General features: G+C 53.7%; 19 protein-coding genes. 7 read left to right on the forward strand and 12 right to left on the reverse strand.

What is annotated here, in order from left to right; translation table 11 throughout:
- Positions 1-4: 4 nt before the first annotated feature.
- Complete coding sequence (gene pgpA / locus ACL2XO_RS07975; protein ID WP_132922956.1) at positions 5-505, forward strand: phosphatidylglycerophosphatase A; 501 nt, start codon at positions 5-7, stop codon at positions 503-505.
- Between the two features lie 279 nt (positions 506-784).
- Here pgpA and ACL2XO_RS07980 read toward each other — a convergent pair whose 3' ends face one another.
- Entirely contained in the window at positions 785-1,759 is a 975-nt protein-coding gene (locus tag ACL2XO_RS07980; protein WP_132922955.1) for an aldo/keto reductase, read from the reverse strand.
- 235 nt (positions 1,760-1,994) lie between these two features.
- On the opposite strand from ACL2XO_RS07980, the gene ACL2XO_RS07985 reads away from it, so the two are divergent.
- A complete protein-coding gene (locus ACL2XO_RS07985; protein WP_132922954.1) occupies positions 1,995-3,251 on the forward strand; it encodes a dicarboxylate/amino acid:cation symporter in 1,257 nt (418 codons plus the stop codon).
- Positions 3,252-3,349: 98 nt separating this feature from the next.
- Here the strand turns inward: ACL2XO_RS07985 and ACL2XO_RS07990 are convergent, their stop codons facing one another.
- Positions 3,350-4,300, reverse strand: coding sequence for an AraC family transcriptional regulator (locus tag ACL2XO_RS07990; protein WP_243701450.1), 951 nt, complete (start codon positions 4,298-4,300; stop codon positions 3,350-3,352).
- A gap of 160 nt (positions 4,301-4,460) precedes the next feature.
- On the opposite strand from ACL2XO_RS07990, the gene ACL2XO_RS07995 reads away from it, so the two are divergent.
- Together ACL2XO_RS07995 and ACL2XO_RS08000 are read left to right on the forward strand one after the other, a co-directional pair.
- On the forward strand, positions 4,461-5,351 hold the full coding sequence (locus tag ACL2XO_RS07995) for an oxidoreductase (protein ID WP_413723625.1): 891 nt from the start codon (positions 4,461-4,463) through the stop codon (positions 5,349-5,351).
- 642 nt (positions 5,352-5,993) lie between these two features.
- Positions 5,994-6,848: an inverse autotransporter beta domain-containing protein gene (locus ACL2XO_RS08000; protein WP_413723626.1), complete on the forward strand. Its 855-nt coding sequence runs from the start codon at positions 5,994-5,996 to the stop codon at positions 6,846-6,848.
- Positions 6,849-6,893: 45 nt separating this feature from the next.
- On the opposite strand, the gene dxs is transcribed toward ACL2XO_RS08000, so the two are convergent.
- From dxs to xseB, 3 genes are read right to left on the reverse strand one after another with little or no spacing between them, the layout of a single operon-like run.
- Positions 6,894-8,756 carry a 1-deoxy-D-xylulose-5-phosphate synthase gene (gene dxs, locus ACL2XO_RS08005; RefSeq protein WP_413742521.1) on the reverse strand — a complete coding sequence of 621 codons (1,863 nt, stop codon included), beginning with the start codon at positions 8,754-8,756 and terminating at the stop codon, positions 6,894-6,896.
- 37 nt (positions 8,757-8,793) lie between these two features.
- On the reverse strand, positions 8,794-9,693 hold the full coding sequence (ispA, locus tag ACL2XO_RS08010; protein ID WP_413723627.1) for a (2E,6E)-farnesyl diphosphate synthase: 900 nt from the start codon (positions 9,691-9,693) through the stop codon (positions 8,794-8,796).
- A gap of 4 nt (positions 9,694-9,697) precedes the next feature.
- On the reverse strand, positions 9,698-9,940 hold the full coding sequence (gene xseB / locus ACL2XO_RS08015) for an exodeoxyribonuclease VII small subunit (protein ID WP_132922949.1): 243 nt from the start codon (positions 9,938-9,940) through the stop codon (positions 9,698-9,700).
- Between the two features lie 226 nt (positions 9,941-10,166).
- On the opposite strand from xseB, the gene thiI reads away from it, so the two are divergent.
- Positions 10,167-11,615, forward strand: coding sequence for a tRNA uracil 4-sulfurtransferase ThiI (thiI, locus tag ACL2XO_RS08020; RefSeq protein ID WP_203522404.1), 1,449 nt, complete (start codon positions 10,167-10,169; stop codon positions 11,613-11,615).
- A gap of 77 nt (positions 11,616-11,692) precedes the next feature.
- Here thiI and yajL read toward each other — a convergent pair whose 3' ends face one another.
- Both yajL and panE read right to left on the reverse strand, forming a co-directional pair.
- Positions 11,693-12,283, reverse strand: a complete 591-nt coding sequence (yajL, locus tag ACL2XO_RS08025) for a protein deglycase YajL (RefSeq protein WP_413742522.1) — start codon at positions 12,281-12,283, stop codon at positions 11,693-11,695.
- Positions 12,243-13,160 carry a 2-dehydropantoate 2-reductase gene (gene panE, locus ACL2XO_RS08030; RefSeq protein ID WP_413723630.1) on the reverse strand — a complete coding sequence of 306 codons (918 nt, stop codon included), beginning with the start codon at positions 13,158-13,160 and terminating at the stop codon, positions 12,243-12,245. The genes yajL and panE overlap by 41 nt, the downstream gene beginning before the upstream one ends.
- A gap of 192 nt (positions 13,161-13,352) precedes the next feature.
- Here panE and ACL2XO_RS08035 point away from each other — a divergent pair, with 192 nt between their 5' ends.
- Together ACL2XO_RS08035 and ACL2XO_RS08040 are read left to right on the forward strand one after the other, a co-directional pair.
- Complete coding sequence (locus tag ACL2XO_RS08035; protein ID WP_132922945.1) at positions 13,353-13,844, forward strand: YajQ family cyclic di-GMP-binding protein; 492 nt, start codon at positions 13,353-13,355, stop codon at positions 13,842-13,844.
- Positions 13,845-14,172: 328 nt separating this feature from the next.
- On the forward strand, positions 14,173-17,949 hold the full coding sequence (locus ACL2XO_RS08040; protein ID WP_413742523.1) for a hypothetical protein: 3,777 nt from the start codon (positions 14,173-14,175) through the stop codon (positions 17,947-17,949).
- A 46-nt stretch (positions 17,950-17,995) separates the two neighbouring features.
- On the opposite strand, the gene ACL2XO_RS08045 is transcribed toward ACL2XO_RS08040, so the two are convergent.
- The 5 genes from ACL2XO_RS08045 to cyoB form a co-directional block, all read right to left on the reverse strand.
- On the reverse strand, positions 17,996-19,360 hold the full coding sequence (locus tag ACL2XO_RS08045) for an MFS transporter (RefSeq protein ID WP_413723632.1): 1,365 nt from the start codon (positions 19,358-19,360) through the stop codon (positions 17,996-17,998).
- Positions 19,361-19,534: 174 nt separating this feature from the next.
- Entirely contained in the window at positions 19,535-20,425 is an 891-nt protein-coding gene (gene cyoE, locus ACL2XO_RS08050; protein ID WP_132922942.1) for a heme o synthase, read from the reverse strand.
- Positions 20,426-20,440: 15 nt separating this feature from the next.
- The gene (locus ACL2XO_RS08055) at positions 20,441-20,773 is read right to left on the reverse strand and encodes a cytochrome o ubiquinol oxidase subunit IV (protein ID WP_132922941.1); all 333 of its coding nucleotides are present in this window, start codon (positions 20,771-20,773) and stop codon (positions 20,441-20,443) included.
- Positions 20,770-21,387, reverse strand: coding sequence for a cytochrome o ubiquinol oxidase subunit III (locus ACL2XO_RS08060; protein WP_132922940.1), 618 nt, complete (start codon positions 21,385-21,387; stop codon positions 20,770-20,772). Before ACL2XO_RS08060 ends, ACL2XO_RS08055 begins: the two co-directional genes overlap by 4 nt.
- Positions 21,377-23,371 (reverse strand): cytochrome o ubiquinol oxidase subunit I, encoded by a 1,995-nt coding sequence (gene cyoB / locus ACL2XO_RS08065; protein ID WP_413742524.1) that lies wholly within the window; start codon positions 23,369-23,371, stop codon positions 21,377-21,379. The genes ACL2XO_RS08060 and cyoB overlap by 11 nt, the downstream gene beginning before the upstream one ends.

Raw genomic sequence — 23,371 nt, forward strand, 5'->3', positions numbered from 1 at the left:
CGCCATGACCAGCGAAGTGACGCTCGGCATCAGCCGGATCAAACTGCGTAATCCCTGGCACCTGATGTCCACCGGTTTCGGCAGCGGACTGTTTCCCTGGATGCCGGGCACCGTCGGTTCGCTGGCGGCCATACCTATCTGGTGCCTGATGACTTTCCTGCCCTGGCAGCTTTACTCCCTGGTGGTGATGCTGGCCATCTGCCTGGGGATCTATGCCTGCCATAAAACCGCCAAAGATATGGGCGTGCACGATCACGGCTGCATCGTCTGGGATGAATTTGTCGGAATGTGGATTACCCTGATGGCCCTGCCGGTGAACGACTGGCGCTGGGTGCTGGCGGGATTTCTGCTGTTTCGCGTGCTGGATATCTGGAAGCCCTGGCCCATCCGGTGGTTCGATCGTGAAGTTCACGGCGGCGTGGGGATCATGATCGACGATATCATCGCCGGCATCGTCGGCGCCGGGCTGATCTATATGCTGGGACACCATTGGCCTTTGTTTTAAGCCGATACCGCAGCCCACCGGACATGAATAGATCGTTTAAAGGGAAACCGCGCTGATGGGGTCGAATCGGGCGTGGTTTTCCCGCCCGACCGAGCGCCCCACAGCACGGTAAGCCCGCTATCACCGAACGTGCAGCGAGCCTGTTAAAGGGAAACCGCGCTGATGGGGTCGAATCGGGCGTGGTTTTCCCGCCCGACCGAGCGCCCCACAGCACGGTAAGCCCGCTATCACCGAACGTACAGCGAGCCTGTTAAAGGGAAACCGCGCCGATGTGACCGTCTAGGCAAATCCCACCGGATAATGCGGGACATAGGCGGTTTCCAGCTCGGCAATGTCCTGCTCGTCCAGCGTCACATCCAGAGCACCGACCAAATCAGCGAATTGATCCGGACGGGATGCGCCGATAATCGGGACGGTCACCGCCGGCTTGCTCAACACCCAGGCCAGCGCGACCTGCGCCCTGGAAACTCCGCGGGTATCGGCTATCACGCCCACGCGCTCGGCTATACGGGCATCCACCTCTTCAGTACGGGTATACATCGCCGTGAGCACCTCATCTGAAACCGATCGGGCGGTGGTCTCACCCCAGGGCCGGGTCAGCTTGCCGCGGGCCAACGGGCTCCAGGGCAGAACAGCGATATTTTCAAACTGGCACAGCGGATGCATCTCCCGCTCTTCCTCGCGCTGGATCAGATTATATTGATCCTGCATGGTGACAAACCGGGTCCAGCCGTGCAAATCCGCCGTATATAGCGCCCGGGCAAATTGCCAGGCGTACATTGACGATGCGCCGATAAAACGCGCCTTGCCGGCCTTCACCACATCGTGCAGCGCCTCAAGGGTCTCTTCCAGCGGGGTATCGTAATCCCAACGATGGATTTGCAGCAGATCCACATAGTCGGTCCCTAAACGGGTCAGACTATCGTCAATGGACTGCATGATTTTTTTACGCGACAGCCCCTTGGGCAAATTGCTCATTTCGTTAAACACTTTGGTGGCCAGCACGATCTGATCCCGCTGGGCAAAATCCTTTAATGCCCGGCCGACGATTTCTTCACTGCTGCCGTCGGAATAGCTATTGGCGGTATCGAAAAAGTTGATGCCCGCGTCCAGCGCCTGTTTGATCAGCGGCCGCGAGCTCTCTTCGGGCAGGGTCCACGCATGCTTGCCCCGGGCGGGATCGCCAAATGTCATACAGCCGAGGCATAAACGGGAAACACGAAGATTGGTCTGGCCGAGCGTGGTAAACTGCATGATTATCTCCTGGATAGGCGGCGGTGCCTTAATGAATTTATTATAGCGGCGTTTAACCATCGGAGGCGATGGTAAATGCGATGTGCAACCGGCAGTCAACCGGTTAATGATTTTATTTGTTTTGTTTTTTTGATGTGCTGCAGGGAAATTTATTCTTCATCAAGGATGATTATGCGACTAAATCTTATCTTCTCACCACTATATACGCTTCAGGGAACTGATCAGCGGGAAATATATGTCTAAATCTAACAAGTTAACCACTTTCATCCTGGCATTCATGGTGCTGGGCATCATCGTCGGCGCTCTGGTTCATCAGTTTGCGTCTGTGGACAGCGCTCGCGCCTATGCCGATAACGTCGCGCTGCTCACCGACGTTTTCCTCCGCTTAATAAAAATGGTTATTGCGCCTTTGGTCTTTACCACATTGACGGTGGGTATCATGAGCATGGGAGACACTTCCGCCATCGGAACTTTGGGCGGCAAGGCGTTTCTCTGGTTTATCTCCTCCTCGGTCGTCTCGATCCTGCTGGGCCTGGCGGTGGTGAGTATCATCCAGCCCGGGGCGGGCCTCAATCTGCAGGTGCCGGCGCAGGCGGTGAATACCGGACTGGCCACCGACGGCATGTCCCTGAAAACCTTTATCGCCCACACTTTCCCCACCAGCATAGTTGATGCCATGGGGCACAATGAAATATTGCAAATCGTGGTGTTCTCGCTGTTTTTCGGCATTGCCGGCGCGTCGCTGGGGGAGAAATTCAATAAGCCGCTGGCGGACGGTCTGAATGTGGTATCGCACATCATGCTCAAGGTCACCGGCTACGTCATGTATATGGCGCCCATTGCGATATTCGCCGCCGTGTCGTCGGTTATCGCCAACGAAGGGCTGGGCATCCTGAAAAGCTACGCGTCGTTCATCGGCGGCTATTACCTGGCGATCCTGCTGTGCTGCGTTATGATGGTGGGCTTTTGTTATATTGTTCTGAAGTCCGCCACCTTCCGGCTGATAAGCCTGCTGAAGGAGCCGGTGATACTGGCTTTCACCACCAGCAGTTCGGAAGCCGCCTATCCGAAAACCCTCGAACAGCTGCGCCGCTTCGGCTGCCCGAACAATATCGCCTCGTTTGTCCTGCCGCTGGGCTACTCCTTCAACCTGGTGGGCTCGATGATCTATTGTTCGTTTGCCTCGATGTTTATCGCCCAGGCCTACAACATCCACCTCACCGGCGCGGAAGTCGCCATGTTGATGCTCACCCTGATGATGGCGTCAAAAGGCATCGCCGGCGTGCCGCGTTCGGCCCTGGTGGTGCTGGCGGCCACCATCCCGAGCTTTAATATTCCGGTGGCGGGTATCTTGCTGCTGATGGGCATCGACCATGTGCTTGATATGGGGCGTTCCGGTATCAATGTGCTGGGGAACGGTATCGCCACCGCCATGCTATCCCGCCCCGACGCACAGGAAGCGGTGGCGGGGGAGTGGCAGGAAAATCATTGATATACCGATAGATTAAAGTGGCGGCGGCCGGGAAAGGCGGAGCTCATGGATGAGCCTCGTAACGCCGCCGAACGCCTGCAGCTTGAATGATGACGGGGTCAGTGCGACGAGATAAAGCCGGAAGCCGTATGCGGCGGGGGCAGGGCGAAATTCGCTTTCATGCGTTTGGCTTCCTCCTGCGGGCTTTGGCCGAATAACCGTTTAAACTCCCGGCTGAATTGCGACGCGCTTTCATAGCCTACATCCAGGCAGGCCGTCGCCGCGGTCATATTGTTGCGCACCATCAGCAGGCGCGCCTGATGCAAGCGGATGGATTTTAGGTATTGTATCGGCGTTGTGTTGGTGACCGACTTGAAATGGCTATGGAATGTGGGCACGCTCATACCCGCTTCGCCGGCCAGCCGCTCGACGTTGAGATCCTGGCTGAACGAGGCGTGTATGCGCGCAATCGCCTTGGCAATCTTGCCGAACCGGCCTTGCATCAGCAGCGCTGCGCGCATTGAACTGCCCTGTTCGCCGGTAAGCACATGGTAATACAGTTCCCGCACCAGGGACGGGCCGAGGATCTCCGCCTCCAATGGCCGGTTCATGGCTTCCAGGAAGCGCAGCACCGATTCGCTGAACCGCCGGTCCATGGGCGTGGAGATCATGCCCTGAGGCCTGGCCTGGACGCCGGTGTAGCGCTGGTCAATGCGGATCATCAAATCCGCCGCCACCTTGAAATCAAGATGCATATAGATAGCCAGCAGCGGTTGTTCCGGGCTGGCATCGGTTTCCATGGTAAAGGGCACCGGCACCGACACGGCGAGATAATGCTGACGGTCATACAGATAAACCCGGTCGCCGAAAAACCCCCGCTTCCTCCCCTGGCAGACGATCACGATGCCCGGATCATATAATACCGGCGTGCGGCTTAGCGGACGGTTGGAGCGCAAAAAGCGCACATCAGGCAGCGCCGTCAGGTTATAGCCCTCCTCCGGAGCCAATTTCCCCAGCAGTGAAACCATGCGGTCCTGCAACGAGGCGTCGTTGCCGTCGGTCTTTTCCATCCTGTTTTCCTTTTATCGGCGTCTAGGCGCATTATGCCATAGCTTGCCTAGAATATTTACTTGTTCATAGGATTAGGCAAGATAAACAGAACAACAGACAGCCGTTCTATTCTCGCTACGGGATATCATGCAACTCCTCTCTCACTATTGGGTGTTGAAAATGAATGATTCCGTAAAAAACGACGCATCTTTACATGAAAACGCGAAAACAACGGGCCCGACTGCCGCCAAAACGCTATTGATAACCGGCGTCAGCAGCGGGTTCGGGCTGGCCTTGGCCAAAGCAGCTCTTGCCGACGGGCATCGGGTAATAGGAACGGTACGAAGCCCGGCGGCAAAGGCCGACTTCGAAGCATTAAACCCGGCGCAGGCATTCGGACGGATACTGGATGTTACCGATATTGAACTTATGGATAGTCTGATAGCTGATGCCGAGTCATTGCTGGGCCCCATCGACGTTCTGGTGAATAATGCCGGCTACGGTCATGAGGGGGTTTTTGAAGAATCGCCGCTGGCGGACATGCGGCGCCAGTTTGATGTCAACGTGTTCGGCGCCGTGGGGATGATCAAAGCGGTATTGCCCTCTATGCGCAAGCGGCGCGCCGGCCATATTGTCAATATCACCTCCATGGGCGGATTCATTACCATGCCGGGTATTGCGTATTACTGCGGCAGCAAATTCGCCCTGGAAGGCATATCCGAGGCGCTGGGCAAGGAACTGAAGCCGTTTAACATCGCCGTTACCGCCGTGGCGCCCGGTTCTTTTCGCACCGACTGGGCGGGACGCTCCATGGTACGCTCGCCGCGCAATATCGCCGATTACAACGCGATATTCGATCCCATCCGCAAAGCGCGCGAGGAAAAAAGCGGCCATCAGCTCGGCGATCCCGCCAAAGCCGCGCAGGCCATCTTGAGGCTGATTGAAAGCCGGGAGCCCCCCGCCCATTTGTTGCTGGGCAGCGACGCCCTGGCGCTGGTACGGGACAAACTGGCGCAATACGCGCTTGAGATTGACGCCTGGGAAAAGGTAACCCGATCCACCGACGGTTAGCCCAATGCGCCGTAAGGCTTCGCCCGGGACGGACTGAACTCAACATTTAGACTTTTCCGGGTTCACTTCAACCGCGGGCGGGAAGATAAAACCAACAGAGTCGGCGAATCATCTGGCGGCCCGCCCTGGCGCTATTGCCCAATGAATAGTCCTCGGCGGCGCCATTCATTTTAAATACGATTGTATTATAATTCCTCCCCATTCAAATTTGCTAAATAATTCGTTTGATATCTATATAATTTAGTTCCCGTTAATAAGGTTGCCAGGCCTTTATTACCTATGTCTGCCCTTTATTTTAATAAGCCATGCTTCTATTAATTTAAAATTAAATCAATAATAGATAAGTATTGTTGTGCAATACAAATAATAAAAAATAATATCCTGTTAATTGTGTTTTTAATATGTATATTAAATATGGCATTAGATAAAAATATACTAAGTGTTGGGAACTCGTGATTCTTTATTTTGGGGGGCGTCAATATGTACAGGATGGCTTATGATTCAGCCGATCGTCCAATTAAAAATCCTCATCTTGGTTACGCTTTTTTACTCTATCCTTTACTTCACCGCGGCCTGTATGCATGGGTTATAATAGCTATAACGGTGCCTTTCTTTTTGGCGGCGTCCCCTAAGGCGGCCGTGGTGAATAACCCTGCCGGTGCTAACGATAGTTTAACGGCCGGCGGGGAGGCTTTCTTCGATGGCGACGACAAATCCGCCAACCTTGCCTCTTTTGCGCAATCGGCCAGGGAATCATCCAGTCAATTCGGCAGCGCCCGGTTTCAGTTTAATGCAGACGATGATTTTCATTTGAACGGCAGTTCTGTCGATCTGCTGGTGCCCTTTGATAACAGGCCAAATACGATGTTGTTCACTCAATTAAGCGGTCGTCACCGGGACAGCCGCAATACGCTGAATCTGGGCGCCGGCGCCCGCCTGTTTACCAATAACTGGATGTTCGGTTTAAACTCGTTCTTCGATAATGATTTTAGCGGCACAAATCGGCGTATGAGCCTGGGTGCCGAACTCTGGACCCACTATGTTAAATTATCTTCAAACCTTTATTACCGAATAAAAAACTGGAGCCACTCCCCTGATTTGGAGAATTTTGATGAGCGGCCGGCCTTCGGTTACGATATGCGGGGCGATGCCTATTTGCCGTTCTTTCCCCAATTGGGGGCTCGCATGGTATTTGAGAAGTATTATGGCGACGGGGTGGCGCTGTTCGATAAAAATAAACGGTTGGACAGTCCCCGGGCGCTGATTGTCGGTCTTAATTATACGCCGATTCCCCTGCTGACGCTGGCGGTTGAGCAGCGCGTCGGCAGCGGAGATCAAAGCGAGGATCGTATCACTTTGCAAATAAATTACCGGCTGGGCCTGTCCTGGCGGGAACAATTCAATCCGCGGGGAGTAGCCTCCCTTCGAACCCTGGACCTCAGCCGATATGATTCGGTGGAGCGCAATGGCGATATGGTGCTCGACTACCGGCGGTGAATATTGTCCGGTGCGGCAGGCGCTATTCTTGCCGCCGGTGAGGGCTCACGCCAGCCAATGCTGTATCTGGCTCAGAATACCAACGCTGTCCAGGCCGATATCGGCGCGGATTTCCTGCTGGGAGCCCTGTGGAATAAACCGGTCGGGCAGGCCGATATTCAATACCGGCACCATTAGCCGCTTGCGCATCAGAAATTCATTCACCGCGCTGCCGGCCCCGCCCATGACCGCATTCTCCTCCAGCGTCACCAGTACTTCATGGCCGGCGGCCAGTGACTCAATCAATTCCTCGTCCAAGGGCTTCACAAAGCGCATATCCACCAGGGTAGCGTTTAGATGCCGGGCCGCGATGTCGGCTTCCTGCAGCAGGGTGCCGAAATTGAGCAGGGCGATTTTCTCCCCTTGGCGCCGGATAATCCCTTTGCCGATGTTCAGCGGCGCCAGCGGCGAGAACGCCGCGCCGGTGCCGTTACCCCTGGGATAACGCACCGCGCTGGGGCCGGCTTCATAATGGTAGCCGGTATGCAGCATCAGGCGGCATTCGTTTTCGTCGCTCGGCACCATAATCACCAGATTGGGAATACAGCGTAAAAAAGACAAATCAAACGCGCCCTGATGCGTCGGCCCGTCTGCCCCGACGATACCGCCGCGATCGATGGCGAACAGCACCGGCAGACGCTGAATGGCCACGTCATGAATCACCTGATCATAGGCCCGCTGTAAAAAGGTCGAGTAGATCGCCACCACCGGCTTATAACCGCCGATGGCCAAACCGGCGGCAAAGGTGACCGCATGCTGTTCGGCTATGGCTACATCGAAATAGCGATCCGGATATTGCCGGGAAAACGGCACCATGCCGGATCCTTCCCGCATGGCCGGCGTTATCGCCATCAATTTAGGGTCGGCGGCGGCGGTTTCACACAGCCAGTTGCCGAAAATGGACGAATAGGTGGGCAGGCCTTCGGCGCTCTTGGGCAGCGTGCCGATTTGCGGATCGAACTTCGGCACCGCATGCCAGCCAATGGGATCTTTTTCCGCCGGGGCGTAGCCTTTGCCTTTTTTGGTCATGATATGCAGGAACTGCGGGCCTTTCCTGCCGCGCATATTTTTCAGGGTATGCACCAACCCCAGCACGTCATGGCCGTCAACCGGCCCGATATAATTAAAACCCAGCTCTTCAAACAGGGTGCCGGGCACTACCATGCCCTTAATGTGCTCTTCGGTACGCTTGACCAGTTCTTTAATGGGCGGGATGCCGGACAGCACTTTTTTGCCCCCTTCCCGCAGGGTGGAATACAGCTTGCCGGACAGGATTTGAGCCAGGTGATTGTTCAGCGCGCCGACGTTCTCCGAGATGGACATTTCGTTATCATTCAGGATAACCAGCAGATCCGGTTTGATGTCGCCGGCGTGATTCATCGCTTCAAAGGACATGCCGGCGGTAATGGCGCCGTCCCCTATCACGCAGACCGTACGGCGGCCTTTGCCTTCATGCTCCGCCGCCACGGCCATGCCCAGCCCGGCGCTGATGGACGTGGATGAGTGCCCCACGGACAAGACGTCATACTCACTTTCGCCGCGCCAGGGAAACGGATGCAGGCCGCCCTTTTGACGGATGGTGGAAATTTTTTCCCGCCGTCCGGTAAGGATTTTATGGGGATAAGCCTGATGGCCCACATCCCAAATCAGATGATCAAAAGGCGTGTTATAGACATAATGCAGCGCCACGGTGAGTTCCACGGTACCGAGTCCCGAGGCGAAATGGCCGCTGGAGCGACTCACGCTGTCGAGCAAAAACTGCCTGAGTTCATCGCAGAGTTTCAGCAAACTCTCTTTGGGCATCAGACGCAGCTGCGCCGGAATTTCAGCTAAAGCCAGGGTCGGGTACTTTGTTATATCAAGACTCATTGGATACTCATACCTGAGGTAATAAAACCGTCAAATGCTATTTGTCACGCTCGATAACAAAACGCGCCAATGCCGCCAGCGTGGATGTATCATAGCCCAGGGCGGCGACATGTTCTAAGGATGACAACGATTCCCGATGCAGAGCCAGCGCCTTGGCCCGCGCTCCGTCCAGTCCAAGCAGCGCCGGGTAGGTATTTTTGCCCAGTTGCTGATCCGCTCCCTGCCGTTTGCCGAGGGTGGCGGTATCGCCCACAACGTCCAGAATGTCGTCCTGTACCTGAAACGCCAGCCCGATGGCGGCGGCATAGCGATCCAGATGGGGCAAAAGCTGTTTGCCCGGTGCGCCGGCGGCCAGTGCGCCCAGCGCTACCGCCGCCCGGATCAAGGCACCGGTTTTGTGCCGGTGGATGGTTTCCAAGGCCGGCAATGTCACCGGATGACCTTCCGCCGCCAGATCCTGCGCCTGACCCAGACACATGCCGCGGGCGCCGCTGGCCTGCGCCAGGGCGGATATCATCAGCAGGCGATCCTGGGCCGGCACCCCCGGCATCGTCGCATCAGCCAGAATGGAAAACGCCAGCGTTTGCAAAGCATCTCCGGCCAGAATAGCGGTATCCTCGCCAAATTTCCGATGGCAGGTGGGCTGGCCGCGCCGCAAATCGTCATTATCCATGGCGGGCAAGTCGTCATGGATCAACGAATAGGCATGGATACACTCAATGGCCGCCGCCGGCGCGTCCAGTATGTCAGGGGACAGGCCGAACATCTGCCCGGTACGGTAAACCAAAAACGGCCGCAGGCGCTTACCGCCCAATAACGCACCGTGGCGCATGGCCTGCATCAGCGGTTCGCGATGGTCCAGCGGCGCAAAAAAGCGATCCAGCGCGCCGTTGACCCGCTCATGGCTGGCCTTGAGCTGCGAGGCAAAATCACTCATGGTCCTATTCCGCATCCGGGGTGAATGGCGTTAACGGCGCTTCCTTGTCCTCGCTCAACAAAATCTGCACCCGCTGCTCGGCCTGCCGCAGGGTTTGCTGGCCTTGGCGCGCCAGCTGCACGCCTTGCTCAAACGCATTCAGCGCATCTTCCAGCGGCAGTTCGCCGGATTCAAGATGGGTAACAATTTGCTCCAGCTCTTTCAGCGCTGTTTCAAAACTGGCGGGCTGTTCGGCTTTTTTCGGCATAATTTTTTTCAATATAGTGAGTGGCTGCGAGTATGAAAGCAGTCAACGTTAGCCCAGAGTGCGCTGATAAGCAAATTGAGCCTCAATCCGCTGACGGAAGGTGATATACTCCGCGCCTCGGATGCTATTGATAACGCCCGCGCCCAGGCGCCGGGGATTACCGATATCTCATTATATGACGTGTTCCGATGCGTTGTCTTTTTCTGATCACATAACGACTATCGCCATGAAGTTTATCATCAAACTGTTTCCGGAAATTACGATAAAGAGTCAATCCGTACGGCTGCGCTTTATCAAAATCCTCACCAGCAATATTCGCAACGTCTTGAAACATTACGACGAATCTCTGGCGGTAGTGCGCCACTGGGACCATGTTGAAGTCCGCGCCCAGAATGAAAGCCAGCGTACGCCGATTGTCGACGCGTTAACACGTATTCCCGGTATCCATCATATCCTGGCGGTGGAAGATCATCCCTATGAAGATATGCATGATATTTACCGGCAAACCCTGGCGCTGAATCACGATCGCCTGGTTGGGAAAACCTTCTGCGTGCGCGTGAAGCGCCGTGGCACCCACGACTTTACCTCGCAGGACGTGGAGCGCTACGTCGGGGGCGGACTGAACCAGAATGTGGCCGGAACGCGCGTCAAGCTCAATCACCCCGAAGAAACGGTGCATCTTGAAATCGAAGATGACCGGCTGCTGCTTATCACCGGACGCTATGAAGGCATTGGCGGGTACCCCATCGGCACCCAGGAAGACGTGCTGTCCCTGATCTCGGGCGGCTTCGATTCAGGCGTGTCCAGCTATATGCTGATACGCCGGGGCTGTCGCGTGCACTACTGCTTCTTTAACCTCGGCGGCGCGGCCCATGAGATTGGCGTCCGGCAGGTGGCCCACCATATCTGGAACCGCTTCGGCAGCTCCCACCGGGTCCGTTTTATCGCCATTGATTTTGCGGCGGTAGTGGGCGAAATACTGGAGAAGGTGGACGACGGGCAAATGGGCGTCGTGCTCAAGCGCATGATGGTGCGGGCGGCGTCGAAAATGGCCGAACGCTACGGCATCCAGGCGCTGGTGACCGGCGAGGCGCTCGGCCAGGTCTCCAGCCAAACGCTGACCAATCTGCGCCTGATTGATAATGTCTCCGACACTTTGATCCTGCGGCCGCTTATCTCCCATGATAAAGAACATATTATCAACCTGGCCCGCAGCATCGGCACCGAGGATTTTGCCAAAACCATGCCGGAATATTGCGGCGTCATTTCCAAAAGCCCGACGGTGAAAGCGGTAAAACAGCGTATTGAACAGGAAGAAGCGAATTTTGATTTTGCCATTCTCGATCGGGCGGTTGATGAAGCCCAAAGCATCGACATCAGGGAGATTATCGAACAAACCAACCAGGATGTGGTTGAGGTTGAAACCTCGGACCAGGTAGGCGATAACGATATCGTGCTGGATATTCGCCCGGTGGATGAACAGGAGAGCCAGCCGCTGGTATTGGACAATATTCCCGTCAAGGCGTTGCCGTTTTACAAACTGGGATCCCTGTTCAGTGAACTGGATCAGAGCAAATCCTATCTGTTGTACTGTGAACGGGGAGTCATGAGCCGTCTGCAGGCGCTCTATTTGCGCGAGCAGGGATTTGCCAACGTCAAGGTATACCGGCCGTAAACGGGAATAGGGCGGCGCAGAAAGTATAAAACCCCGGCTGCCGCCCGTTCCCCTTCGCCCCCGTTCGCGGGAAACTCTCAGCCAGCGTAATTATCCACATCCGAGGGCAACACCAATTGCTCCGCCACCTCGGCCGCCTTGGCCCTGCCCAGCAAAATATCGATGATTTTCAGGGAAAAATCCATTGCGGTCCCCGGACCTTGGCTGGTCAATAGGTTATTCTCCTTCACATACACCCAGCGCTTATCACGCCACTCTGTCGGCGGTATACGATCCTTCAATGCCGGGAAGCCGGTCATGGCGACGGAGGGGAACAACTTATGGTGTTGTAATACCAGCGCCGGCGCCGCGCAGATTGCCGCTACCAGCTTGCCCTGACTTTTTATCCGACGGACGGTCGCCACCAACTGCGGATCGTCCCGGAAGCCTTCAGCGCCTTTGGCGCCGCCAGGCAATACAATGACATCAAACAATCGGTCGAGCACTGCCGACAAGGGCGTATCCGCCAGCAGACGCACCCCCCGCGAACAGCGGACTTCAAGTCCCTCGCCGTTATTCACGGCGGCGGTTGTTACCTCAATCCCGCCCCGCACCAGCAGATCGATAACGGTGACGGCTTCTGTCTCCTCACTCCCATTCGCCAGACATACCAGTGCCGAGACGGTCATAACGATTCTCCTTTTGCTTAACCAGTTCATACAAACGTTGATTGGCGGGGACATTGATGCCGTGCGCCCGCGCGCGCCGCAGTAGATAACCGTTGATATAATCAATTTCGGTATGGCGCTGTGCGCGTATATCCTGCAGCATGGAGGAGGTGTTGCCGGCGGTGTTTCTGATAATCTGCCCGACATAAAGCAGCAGGCTTTCATAGGAGGTGTGAAAACCTTCGCGATCCATTACCGCCGCCACTTCCCGGCATAACTCTTCGATTTCGCTGCTGAAACGCTCGATCTCGCCGTTTGTGCATTCATACACCGCGGTAAGCGGGTTGATAATGCAGTTCGACGCCAGCTTAATCCAGCAGGTAGCGGCGATATTGTCATGCCAGGCCACGTCCGGCAGCGCATCGTGCAAAACTTCCGCAACCGAACTGATGGATTGAGCATTGGCGGTCAGCGGCCCGATACGAGTGGTACCGCTGTAGACATGGATAATGCTGCCATCGCCGCCGCGGTAGGCCGCATGGGTGGTTATGCCTTGCAAAAGGGGCTGGGTCAGGGCCGGCAATTCTTCACGGGTGCCCAAGCCATTATGTAATAATAAGATGGCGCAGTCCGCTTTAAGCTGCGGCAGCAGGCTTCTGATCGCATCGGAAACCTGCCAGGCTTTCAGGGTCACCAGCAATAAATCGCTCTCGGCCAGTAACGCGGTATTATTGGCCGGCAGCTGATGTTGAAAGGTTTCTCCCAGGGGCGAAACCACATCAACGGTGCAAAAGGGTTGCGGCACGCGCAGCCAGCCCTGGAGGGTATGTCCCTGCTGGAACAGTCCCGCCAGCCAGAGTTGGCCGATAGCCCCACAACCCAGAACGGTAATATTCATGTGCCTAACCCTTGTGTAGATTTAGCCTTCACCCGGCTTCATGTGCAGTGCGACGCCTTCATTATAGACATTTACGCTATATGGGACATATTGCCGCCGGCCGGGGGCAGGCAATGGGCGACCACTGGTTTTTGTATCCGGCAAACCAAGCAGGTATGATGCTTGCCATGGTGAGACTGAAAGAGAAACATTATGCCCTCATTTGATATCGTTTCAGAAATAGATATGCAAGAAGTTCGTAACGCGGTGGAAAATGCCAATCGGGAATTATCCACCCGCTGGGATTTTCGCAACGTGCCGGCAAGTTTTGAGCTGAATGAAAAAAACCAAAGCATAACCGCCACCAGCGAATCCGATTTCCAGGTGCAGCAATTGGTAGAGATACTGCGGGAGAAGCTGGCCAAGCGTGGTATCGAGGGCGGGGCTATCGAACTGCCCGACGAGATGGCGCGCAGCGGCAAAACCTACAGCATCGAGGCCAAGCTCAAGCAGGGTATAGAGTCCACTCTGGCCAAAAAGCTGGTGAAACTGATCAAAGACAGCAAGCTCAAGGTGCAGGTGCAGATCCAGGGCGAACAGGTGCGGGTCACCGGTAAATCCCGGGATGATTTGCAGGGCGCCATGGCGTTGGTCAAAGGCGGCGAGCTGGGCCAGCCGTTCCAGTTCACCAATTTTCGCGATTGAGGGGCCCTACCCGCTGCCCGGCCTGAACAGATATCGGCGTTCCGCTCTTTGGCTACACTGCCGGAGAGCGGATTTATGGTTATGGCGGGGAGAATCCAAGCCGGGATCGAGACGTGGGTATGGTTTTTTTACAGCCGGGCGTCACGCGTAAGTTCTGTTTTGCAATAATTGATTAAACTACTATTTCTCTAGCAGCTTTATAGATTAAAAAAAGAAATTACACTCTGCATAGAACAAAACTCATTTCTTTAATGTGAAATAAAATTCTGGCGGCGCTTATTAAAAAAAAGTAGAGTCAAACTGAATTAAACTCACAAAGAGAATTGCTATGTATATTTCTGATTATAAAACATCTGATAATATTATAAATAGAGAATTATTATCCAATGAAGCTAACCCACAAGAATATGAAGAAACATTGCGATTTTTTGAGACGCTAAAAAGCATAAGAAAGCCGGAAAATATAGCTTTGGCGCCGCCAAAAGTCCGTCACAAGGGAAAGTTAACAAACCTCGCCTTGCAAATACTCTACGCATCGGCTTTTTCGCCGATGCAGCCTAGCTTGGGACACGTTAACGCGGCAGGGAATAATCCCCTTCAACGCGGCGCCGGACCGCTGTCCGGCCAGTCTGTCTTGGGAATGCCGGTCGCATCGGCTGATAATAACGCTGACACTACCCTGTTTCCTGATGCGATTTTGGTTAAAATCGATAGCCATGATAGCATTTTTCCCAGGCATCACCTGAGACGCAGCGTCGGAAACAATGATGAGTCAGCTTCTCTTTATTTACCGTCTGGATCCTTGGCCACAAAAAATATTAAAAGTTTTTTGATTAATAAAAATATTATGAATGGCAAACAGCCGTGGGGAAACGCGGATTTAATTAATGCTGTGGTGAAGTATATTAATACGAATAGCAATGGAATGGAAAAAGTCGCCAGACGTATGCTAAGACATTCAGGTCTGATGGGAGCTAAAAAAAATGAGGAAATGAGCGAATTTAATCAGCAAAAAACGGTGACTGCCTGGATGCATTCATTGCTTTTTGAGAAAGGTATTGAAGCGTTTATTGTCAATGAATTTATCAAGGTCTACCGAAATGAATCCTTGGGTAACGTGACCTCACCACAGAATTTCGCCATTCATCTTCTTCAAAAAGTGCGACAAGGATTTACAAATAATACCGGCATGAGCGGGTCGGATGGTTTGCAGGGGGGCGCCTTAGAGTTCATTGCCGATAATATTTTCTTGCCGATTATGCCGACATTTTTTTTTGATGCTATTCTTGACCCATCGGTGCACTATTCTATCGGGTCTGTTGAATGGGGATATCTACATGCAGGCCTATGCTTTGCCATGGGCGCTGAAATCAATCTGCAATCAATTTCGGCCAGTCAGCTATTATCCTTAGGTATTGTATTGGACTCCATGTTAAAAGAAGGTCTTTCTGACCCTTCCCTTTTTAAATTGTTTATGTTGCCAGCTATGCTTTATCATGTCAAACATAGCATAGATACTGATGACGTCATTGATATCAATAATATCATTGAGCCTTCCGGCATAAAAAAAGCTATTCTTGAAGAGTATTTATTGGCCTGTGACAAATTCAATGCCGCGAATGATCCGGTAACTTATTTCTCTGAAGCGCTAGCATCCTATCAAACCAGGTCGCAGCTTGCTGAAAAGGTGATTGATACATATTGTCACGTAGTGAATAAAGACGAAATGCCCTACGTTTCATACTATAAATACTATAATAGCGGCTTAACCTGTGCTGACGTCGTCTCCGGGGCTATTAACGCCGATAGGCCATTGCCGAGTCTAGACTCAATATATGAAAGGCAAAACGCCGATATTGCCGACGCATTCGCAAACGTTGATAAAAGGATTATTTACAAAGTGATATCCGCTATCGATGTTGGCGAACTTGAATTTCTGGCTTTTTCGGAGATAAAAAAAACCAGAGTGAGCTTCGCACACCGCATTAAACCAAAAACAGCCTTGGGTTATTTGGCTTTTTCTCAATATGTTAACTTGGCTATAAGGCAGGATGTCGATATATTCGCGGCGAGTAAAAATAATGAAGAAAGAGTCTATGCATTAATCAAGGAAAAAGACGGCTATCGGATAAAACGAACTGATGATGATCTGAAAGCCTATTTTGAGTTATTGAAGAATTTTTCCCCTGAATTAGAATTCGATAAAGATGTCAGACTTGTTTTGCATAAGGAAGATCGCGCTCTTTTGCAGTCGCCCGAGCAATCACTTAAGGTATTGGCGGCACAGTTAAGCCAGCTTCACCGTGACATTTTATACGTTAGTTTGAATAACGAAGGTTATGAAAAAACGGCGGCGGAGAAGACCCGGACTTTTTTCTTATCTTTGATACCTTTCCATGATTGCTCAATGCACCTCCTGGCGGCGGAGGAAAAGGAAGCTGTCGTGGCCTGTAGCGCAGATATCGTGATGGTGGGTCCGTTTGCGGTCAAGGGATTAATGATGAGCACCCAGGCCGCGAAAACCTTCGGCTATGGTGCAAGGATAGCATTAGGTGAGGCGGTAAGTGGTTTTGCCGCCAGGCAATCCCTGCGAATGGCGATGAAAAAAGCGATGCCCGCTCTTTCCAGATTTGCTATCTTGCCCGCCTCCCGTGAGCTAAATCGTTTGGCACTAACCGACTTGGGCATCGAATTTCTTCGCCTGTTCGATCCAGGTCTGGAGATGGCCGGGCGATTAAGCGGCGCAATAGTCACACAGGTGACGAAAGGGGTCGGCATTGCAAGCAGATCTGCCCCGGCGCTAAAAAAACTTTTTGCAGCCCTGCAAAGGAAAAAAATCGGGCAATCCATCACTTCCCCGGCAAAACTTTGTGATACGGCACGTTTGTCCGCCTCGGGACTGCAGGTGCCGGTGGTAAAGCTCCAGAAGAAAACGCCTGGCGGGCAAGAAATCTATGTCCGGGTAAACCCCGTAAACAATGATATCTTTGGCCGTAAATATACATTGTCCGCCGATAAAACCTTGGTGCCCATCCCCCTTGATTTGGCAAAAAGGCTGGATAATCTTCGAACCCAGGGGTTAGGCGGCCACGGCGCAAAAATACAGGGCAGGCAATGGATGAACGAGCAAAGACATCTGTCGGAACACGTTCATGAATCACTGCGTGAAGTCATACTTTCGCCAGCCAGTGGCCACGGCAATCGCCCCCCTATGCATCATTACCCGCAGGGGGGCGCGGCAGGCAGCGTTGAACGGTCCTGGCGGGCCGCCTATAGGGCGGAAAAGAATTTACCTAAGCAATTTTATATTAAAACCTTCGGCGATGGGGACAGCGAATCCGTGCTTTTTCCGGAAATCGGCATCTCATTGCATCAGAACAGCCTAGACGCCACTGAATATGAGCGCGCCTTTGCCCGATTACTGGAAAATGAAAAAACCGCGGTACGTACCTGGTCTTTGGTTGAAGATGACGTCAGAAGCTACAGTGACGGTTCGCCTAACCTCACCCGCTTGAACAAAAGGCCTATCAACGTCGAGATCAACCAAAAATTGCGGGACGGCTTACCCTTCGCTGCGGACGAAAAAGAGGTTTATGACGGTCTTATGGCTTTTTTGCGCGCGGATATACCAAGGCAGCGCGGAGGCTATCTGCGTATCGCGGAATACCGGCAGGGCCACCACATTCCTTGGCTTCATGATATTATCGTGGGGGACATTGTGACCAATTATCCGCAACTGATGAGCGTGTCGGGGGACGATGCGTTTGCGCGGCTTTTTGCTGAACAGGCCGCGGAAGACGGCCCGGAAATTGAAAAAGGTCTGGAAGCATTAGTTATCTATCGAATCGACAACGGTGAAAAATGCACCCCGCTTATACCTCTGGCCGCCAGCACGGCGCTTGATGAAGTGGAATATCTCTATCCGCCGAAAACGTATTTTCGCGTCAAGGGCATCAGTATCGCCAATGGGATATCACAATATATATTTCCAAGAAAACGCATCGGGGTCATTTTGGAGGAGATATCGGAAGTTCCTTTTAGCGCAAAAAATCTCTTTTCCGGGAATACCTATTCATACGAGCCGCTTCCGCCGGCGCGTCACTGAGCCTCTCCTCGGCTGTCATATAGCCACAGGCAGCAAGGCAACTGATTTATAGCGCGTCCACCAGACGCTCCAGCTCAATTCGGTTGGTGCGTTTGGTATCGATTTTGACATAGGCGCTCTGCTCTTCCGGCACCACCACCACTTCGGTAACCCCGGGCTGTGATTTCAATCGCTGCTCCAGTCCGCCGTCTTTTACCGCCAGCGCGGACAGGGTCAGCCGCAGGCTGCTGACATAGGGAGGTTCACGCAGCCGGCTGCTTACCAGCCACCATATCAGAGAAATTCCCGCCCCGGTCAAGAAGACCAGTCCGGCACCGGACAATTGAAACAGCCAGCCGCCCAGGCTGCCGCCCACCGCGACGCCGAGAAACTGGCCGGTGGAGTAGATGCCCATGGCGGTGCCTTTGTAACCGGCCGGCGCTTCTTTGCTGATCAATGAGGGCAATATGGCTTCCATCACGTTAAACGCCAGAAAAAACAGCTGCACGCCGATGAAAATGGTCCACAAATGCAGTCCGGCGGACCATAAAACGATCTCAGCCAGCATCAAGACCGTAATGCAGCCCATAAACACCCGCTTCATCTGCCTTTTAACTTCGGCATAGATGATAAAGGGAACCACGGCGGCGAACGAAATCAGCATGGTCACCAGATAGACTTTCCAGTGCTCGGCGGCCGGCAGTCCCGCGTTAACCATCATGGGGGGCAGGGCGACAAAACTGGACATCAATAACGCATGCAGGCAGAAGATGCCGAAATTCAGCTTTAATAACTGGGGATTGGCCAGTACCTTGGCAAAGCTGCCCTTAACGATGCCGGATTCGCGGTTGAGAATATGGGCATCGGCGTTAGGCACCACCAGCAGGGTCAATACGATACCCATCAACGCCAGAATGGCGATACCCCAGAACAGTGCGTGCAAACCGAGGGCATGGGTAATAATCGGACCCAGCACCATGGCAATGGCGAAGGTAACGCCAAAGCTGATGCCGATAAAGGCCATGGCTTTGGTGCGGTTTTGTTCCCGGGTCAAATCCGATAACAGCGCCATCACCGCCGCGGCGATAGCGCCGGAACCCTGCAGGGCACGTCCCAGTATGACGCCCCATATTGAGTCGGTCATGGCGGCTATCACGCTGCCGAGGGCAAACACCAATAGCCCGCCTACGATAAGCGGTTTGCGGCCGACGCGATCGGAAATCAGCCCGAAAGGCAGCTGGAATACCGCCTGCGCCAGTCCATATATACCGATAGCCAGGCCGATCAGCGCCTCGCTTGCTCCCTGGAGCGCCATCCCGTAAGTGGTAAGGACCGGCAGCACCATAAACATGCCCAGCATCCGTAATGAAAAAACCGTACCCAAACCCCAGGTGGCGCGTAGTTCGGTGCCGGTCATTTTATTGTCGTTCATTCTTACCTCATGATACCTAGGCGGGTTATTTTACAGCCATTCTGAAGCGGGGGAAATGGAATGTCTTTTAACAGATGTTACGGCAAAACGCCATTGATTCGGGAAAGAGGCCGGTTGGGCGAGGGGGACGGCAAAGCAAGGCTTTGCCGTAAAAGACTACTTAGCAGACATTAATTACCATACATAGGATAACAAGCTGTTACTGGCCGGGACCATAAAATCCACCGACATCATGACGCTCAGCGAGGTAATGGCGACGATGGAAAATATAAACAGCTTGCGCGCCCAGACCTTATCATCGTTGGCTGATTTGTAACCCTGCAAGGCCATGCCCAGCCACCAGACGCTTACCGATGCCGCGACAATCAGGTACTTGTAACCGGCATATCCCCCAAGCGTCAGCATCAGCGTGGCCACCATAAAGCCGATGATATAAAGGGTGATATGGTGTTTGGTAACCGAAATCCCCCGTTTCACCGGCAGTACCGGTATGGACGCCGCTTGATAATCCTTGAAGCGGAAGATGGCGATGGCGTAAGAGTGGGGCATTTGCCACAAACTGAAGATCAGCAACAGGATCAACGCCCCCATATCGAACCTGTCACTGACGGCGCAGTAGCCGATAACCGGCGGCGCGGCGCCCGACAGGCTGCCTATCAAGGTGCCGTAAACCGACTTGCGTTTCATGTACAGGCTGTAAATGCCGACATAAACGATAAAGCCCATCACCGCCAGCCACATGGCCAGCGGATTGGCCGCCGTATAGAGCAAGACGAAGCCCACAATACCCAGCACGGTTGCATAAACCAGCGTGACTTTCGGCGAGATAAGTCCTTTCACCAGGACACGGTTTTTTGTCCTTTCCATTTTTTTATCGATATCCCGGTCGATAAAGTTGTTGAAAACACAACCCGACGCGACCACCAGCGAGACACCGATCAAGGTGGCGATAAACAGGGCGTGATCTATCTGGCCTTTTGAGGCCAGAAGAAAACCACCGATGACAGAAATTAAATTACCGAAAATAATCCCTGGTTTAGTGACTTGCAGGTATTTTTTAATCATTACCGTTGCGCTCTTTTAATGGCCCATCAAGTTGTAGTTCAGGTACCACATAATCCACAGGGAGCCCACAACAAGAATCGCGATTATTAATACTGCAAAGACAAAGGCCACCAGGTTCCACCGCTGTTCGGAAGAGGAATCCAAATGCAGGAAATAGATCAGGTGGACTAATATTTGTACTACCGCGCAGGCAACCAGAACCGCAATCAGGGTGGTTTTGGTGGCCGAGCCGTTCATCACCATGGCGAAGGGGATGACGGTTAAAATGATTGACAGTACAAAACCGGTTAAATAGGACTTCAGGCTGCCGTGACTGGCGCCGCCGTGTCCGGTTGCGGAATGACTCATCCTATGGCTCCCATCAGATACACCACGGTAAACACGCAAATCCACACCACGTCGAGGAAATGCCAGAACAGGCTCAGGCACATCAATCGGGTTTGATTGGTGGCGTTCAGGCCGCGCCGGGAAACCTGCACCATCATCACCAGGATCCAGATAAGACCCGAGGTGACATGCAGCCCATGCGTGCCCACCAGGGTGAAGAACCCGGACAGGAACCCGCTGCGGTCAGGACCAAAACCCTCTTCTATCAGGTGATGGAATTCATACAGCTCCATGCAGATAAACGCCAGGCCGAACAGGAAGGTCAGTCCGAGCCAGGTGATAACCCGGCTTTTATTGCCTTTGTGCATGGCGAGGATCGCGACGCCGTAGGTGATGCTGCTGAATAACAGGCAAAAGGTTTCAACCAGTACAAAGGGCAGTTCAAAAATATCCTTGCCCGACGGACCGCCGGCGACGCTGTTCACCAGAACCGAATAGGTGGCGAACAGGGTGGCGAATAAAATACAGTCGCTCATCAGGTAGATCCAGAAGCCAAATACCTTTATGGCTCCCGCATCGTGGTGCCCATGCGCGGCATGGGCGGTATCATGATTTGACAGGGTCTCAGTTGACATTATTCACGCCCGCTTCACTAATTTGGTCAAAATGCCGGTTTTCGATACGCTCCACTTCCGCCGCGGGCACGTAGTAATCTACGTCTTCGTTGAAGCTGTGGATAATCCAGGTCACTATCATGCCGGCAAAGCCGACAATCGCCAGCCACCAGATATGCCAGATCATGGCGAAGCCGAAAAACAGGCTGAAGGCGGCGATAATGACGCCGGCGCCGGTATTCTTCGGCATATGTATCTGTTCGTAGGCCAGCGGTTTCTGATAAGCCGTTCCGTCTTCCTTCATCTGCCAGAAGGCGTCGCGATGATCGTTGACATCCGGCACCAGGGCAAAGTTATAGAACGGCGGCGGTGAGGAGGTGGACCATTCCAGGGTGCGTCCGCCCCACGGGTCGCCGGTGAGATCCCGGTTCTGATCCCGCTGGATGACGCTGAGAACGATTTGCACCACCTGGCACAAAATGCCCAGGGCGATAAGGACTACGCCGCCGGCCGCCACCATCAGCAGCGGATGGAATTCAGGGTCGATTTGCTGGCTTAAACGACGGGTCATGCCCATGAAACCCAACGCATACAGCGGCATGAACGCAATGTAGAAACCGATAATCCAGAACCAGAAGGCGCGTTTGCCCCATTTCTCGTTCAGGGTGTAACCGAAGGCTTTCGGCCACCAGTAGGTCATGCCGGCGAAACAGCCGAACACCACGCCGCCGATAATAACGTTATGGAAATGCGCTATCAGGAACAGACTGTTGTGCAGGACAAAGTCGGCGCCCGGCACCGCCAGCAGCACGCCGGTCATGCCGCCGATGGAGAAGGTGACGATAAAACCGACGGTCCACAGCATGGCCGAATTGAAAACAATGCGCCCCTGGTACATGGTAAACAGCCAGTTGAAGATTTTCACCCCGGTGGGTATGGCGATAATCATCGTCATGATGCCGAAGAACGCATTGACGTTGGCGCCGGAGCCCATGGTGAAGAAGTGGTGCAGCCAGACGCAGAACGACAGAAGCGTGATGGCGATGGTGGCCCATACCAGCGACGTGTAGCCGAACAGCCTCTTTTTGGAGAAGGTGGCCACCACCTCGGAGTAAACGCCGAACACCGGCAGTACCAGGATATACACCTCCGGATGACCCCAGGCCCAGAACAGGTTGACATACATCATCATGTTGCCGCCCATGTCATTGGTAAAGAAATGGGTGCCCAGATAGCGATCCAGGGTCAATAGAACGATGGTGACGGTGAGAATGGGGAACGCGGCGATAATCAGGATATTGGTGCACAATGCCGTCCAGGTAAACACCGGCATTTTCATCAGCGGCATGTTAGGCGCGCGCATTTTCATAATGGTGGCGAAGAAATTCACCCCGGTAAGAGTGGTGCCGATACCGGCTATCTGGATACTCCATATCCAGTAATCCACCCCCACCCCCGGGCTATACTCCTTGCCGGCCAGCGGCGGATACGCTACCCACCCGGTCTGGGCGAATTCGCCCACGCCCAGCGAGATGTTGATGAGTATCACCCCCACCACAAAAAACCAGAAGCTGATGGAGTTCAGGAAGGGGAATGCCACGTCGCGGGCGCCGATTTGCAGCGGCACCGCCAGGTTCATCAGGCCGACCACGAATGGGGTCGCCATGAAGATAATCATGATGACGCCGTGGGCGGTGACCACCTGATCATAATGGTGGGGCGGCAGGAAACCGGCTTCGCCGGCGGAGGCCAGCGCCTGCTGCGAGCGCATCATGATGGCGTCCGCAAAGCCGCGCAGCAGCATTACGAAGGCCACAATCATGTACATTACGCCGATTTTTTTATGATCCACCGAGGTAAACCATTCATTCCACAGATATTGCCATTTGCCAAAATAGGTAATGGCCGCCACCAGAGCCAGGCCGATAACGACAATGGCGGCCACGGTGATAATAATGATCGGTTCATGATACGGAACCGAATCCAGCGTTAATAATCCGAACAT

This window comes from Sodalis sp. RH15, from assembly GCF_047324255.1.
Lineage (GTDB): Bacteria > Pseudomonadota > Gammaproteobacteria > Enterobacterales > Enterobacteriaceae > Acerihabitans > Acerihabitans ligni.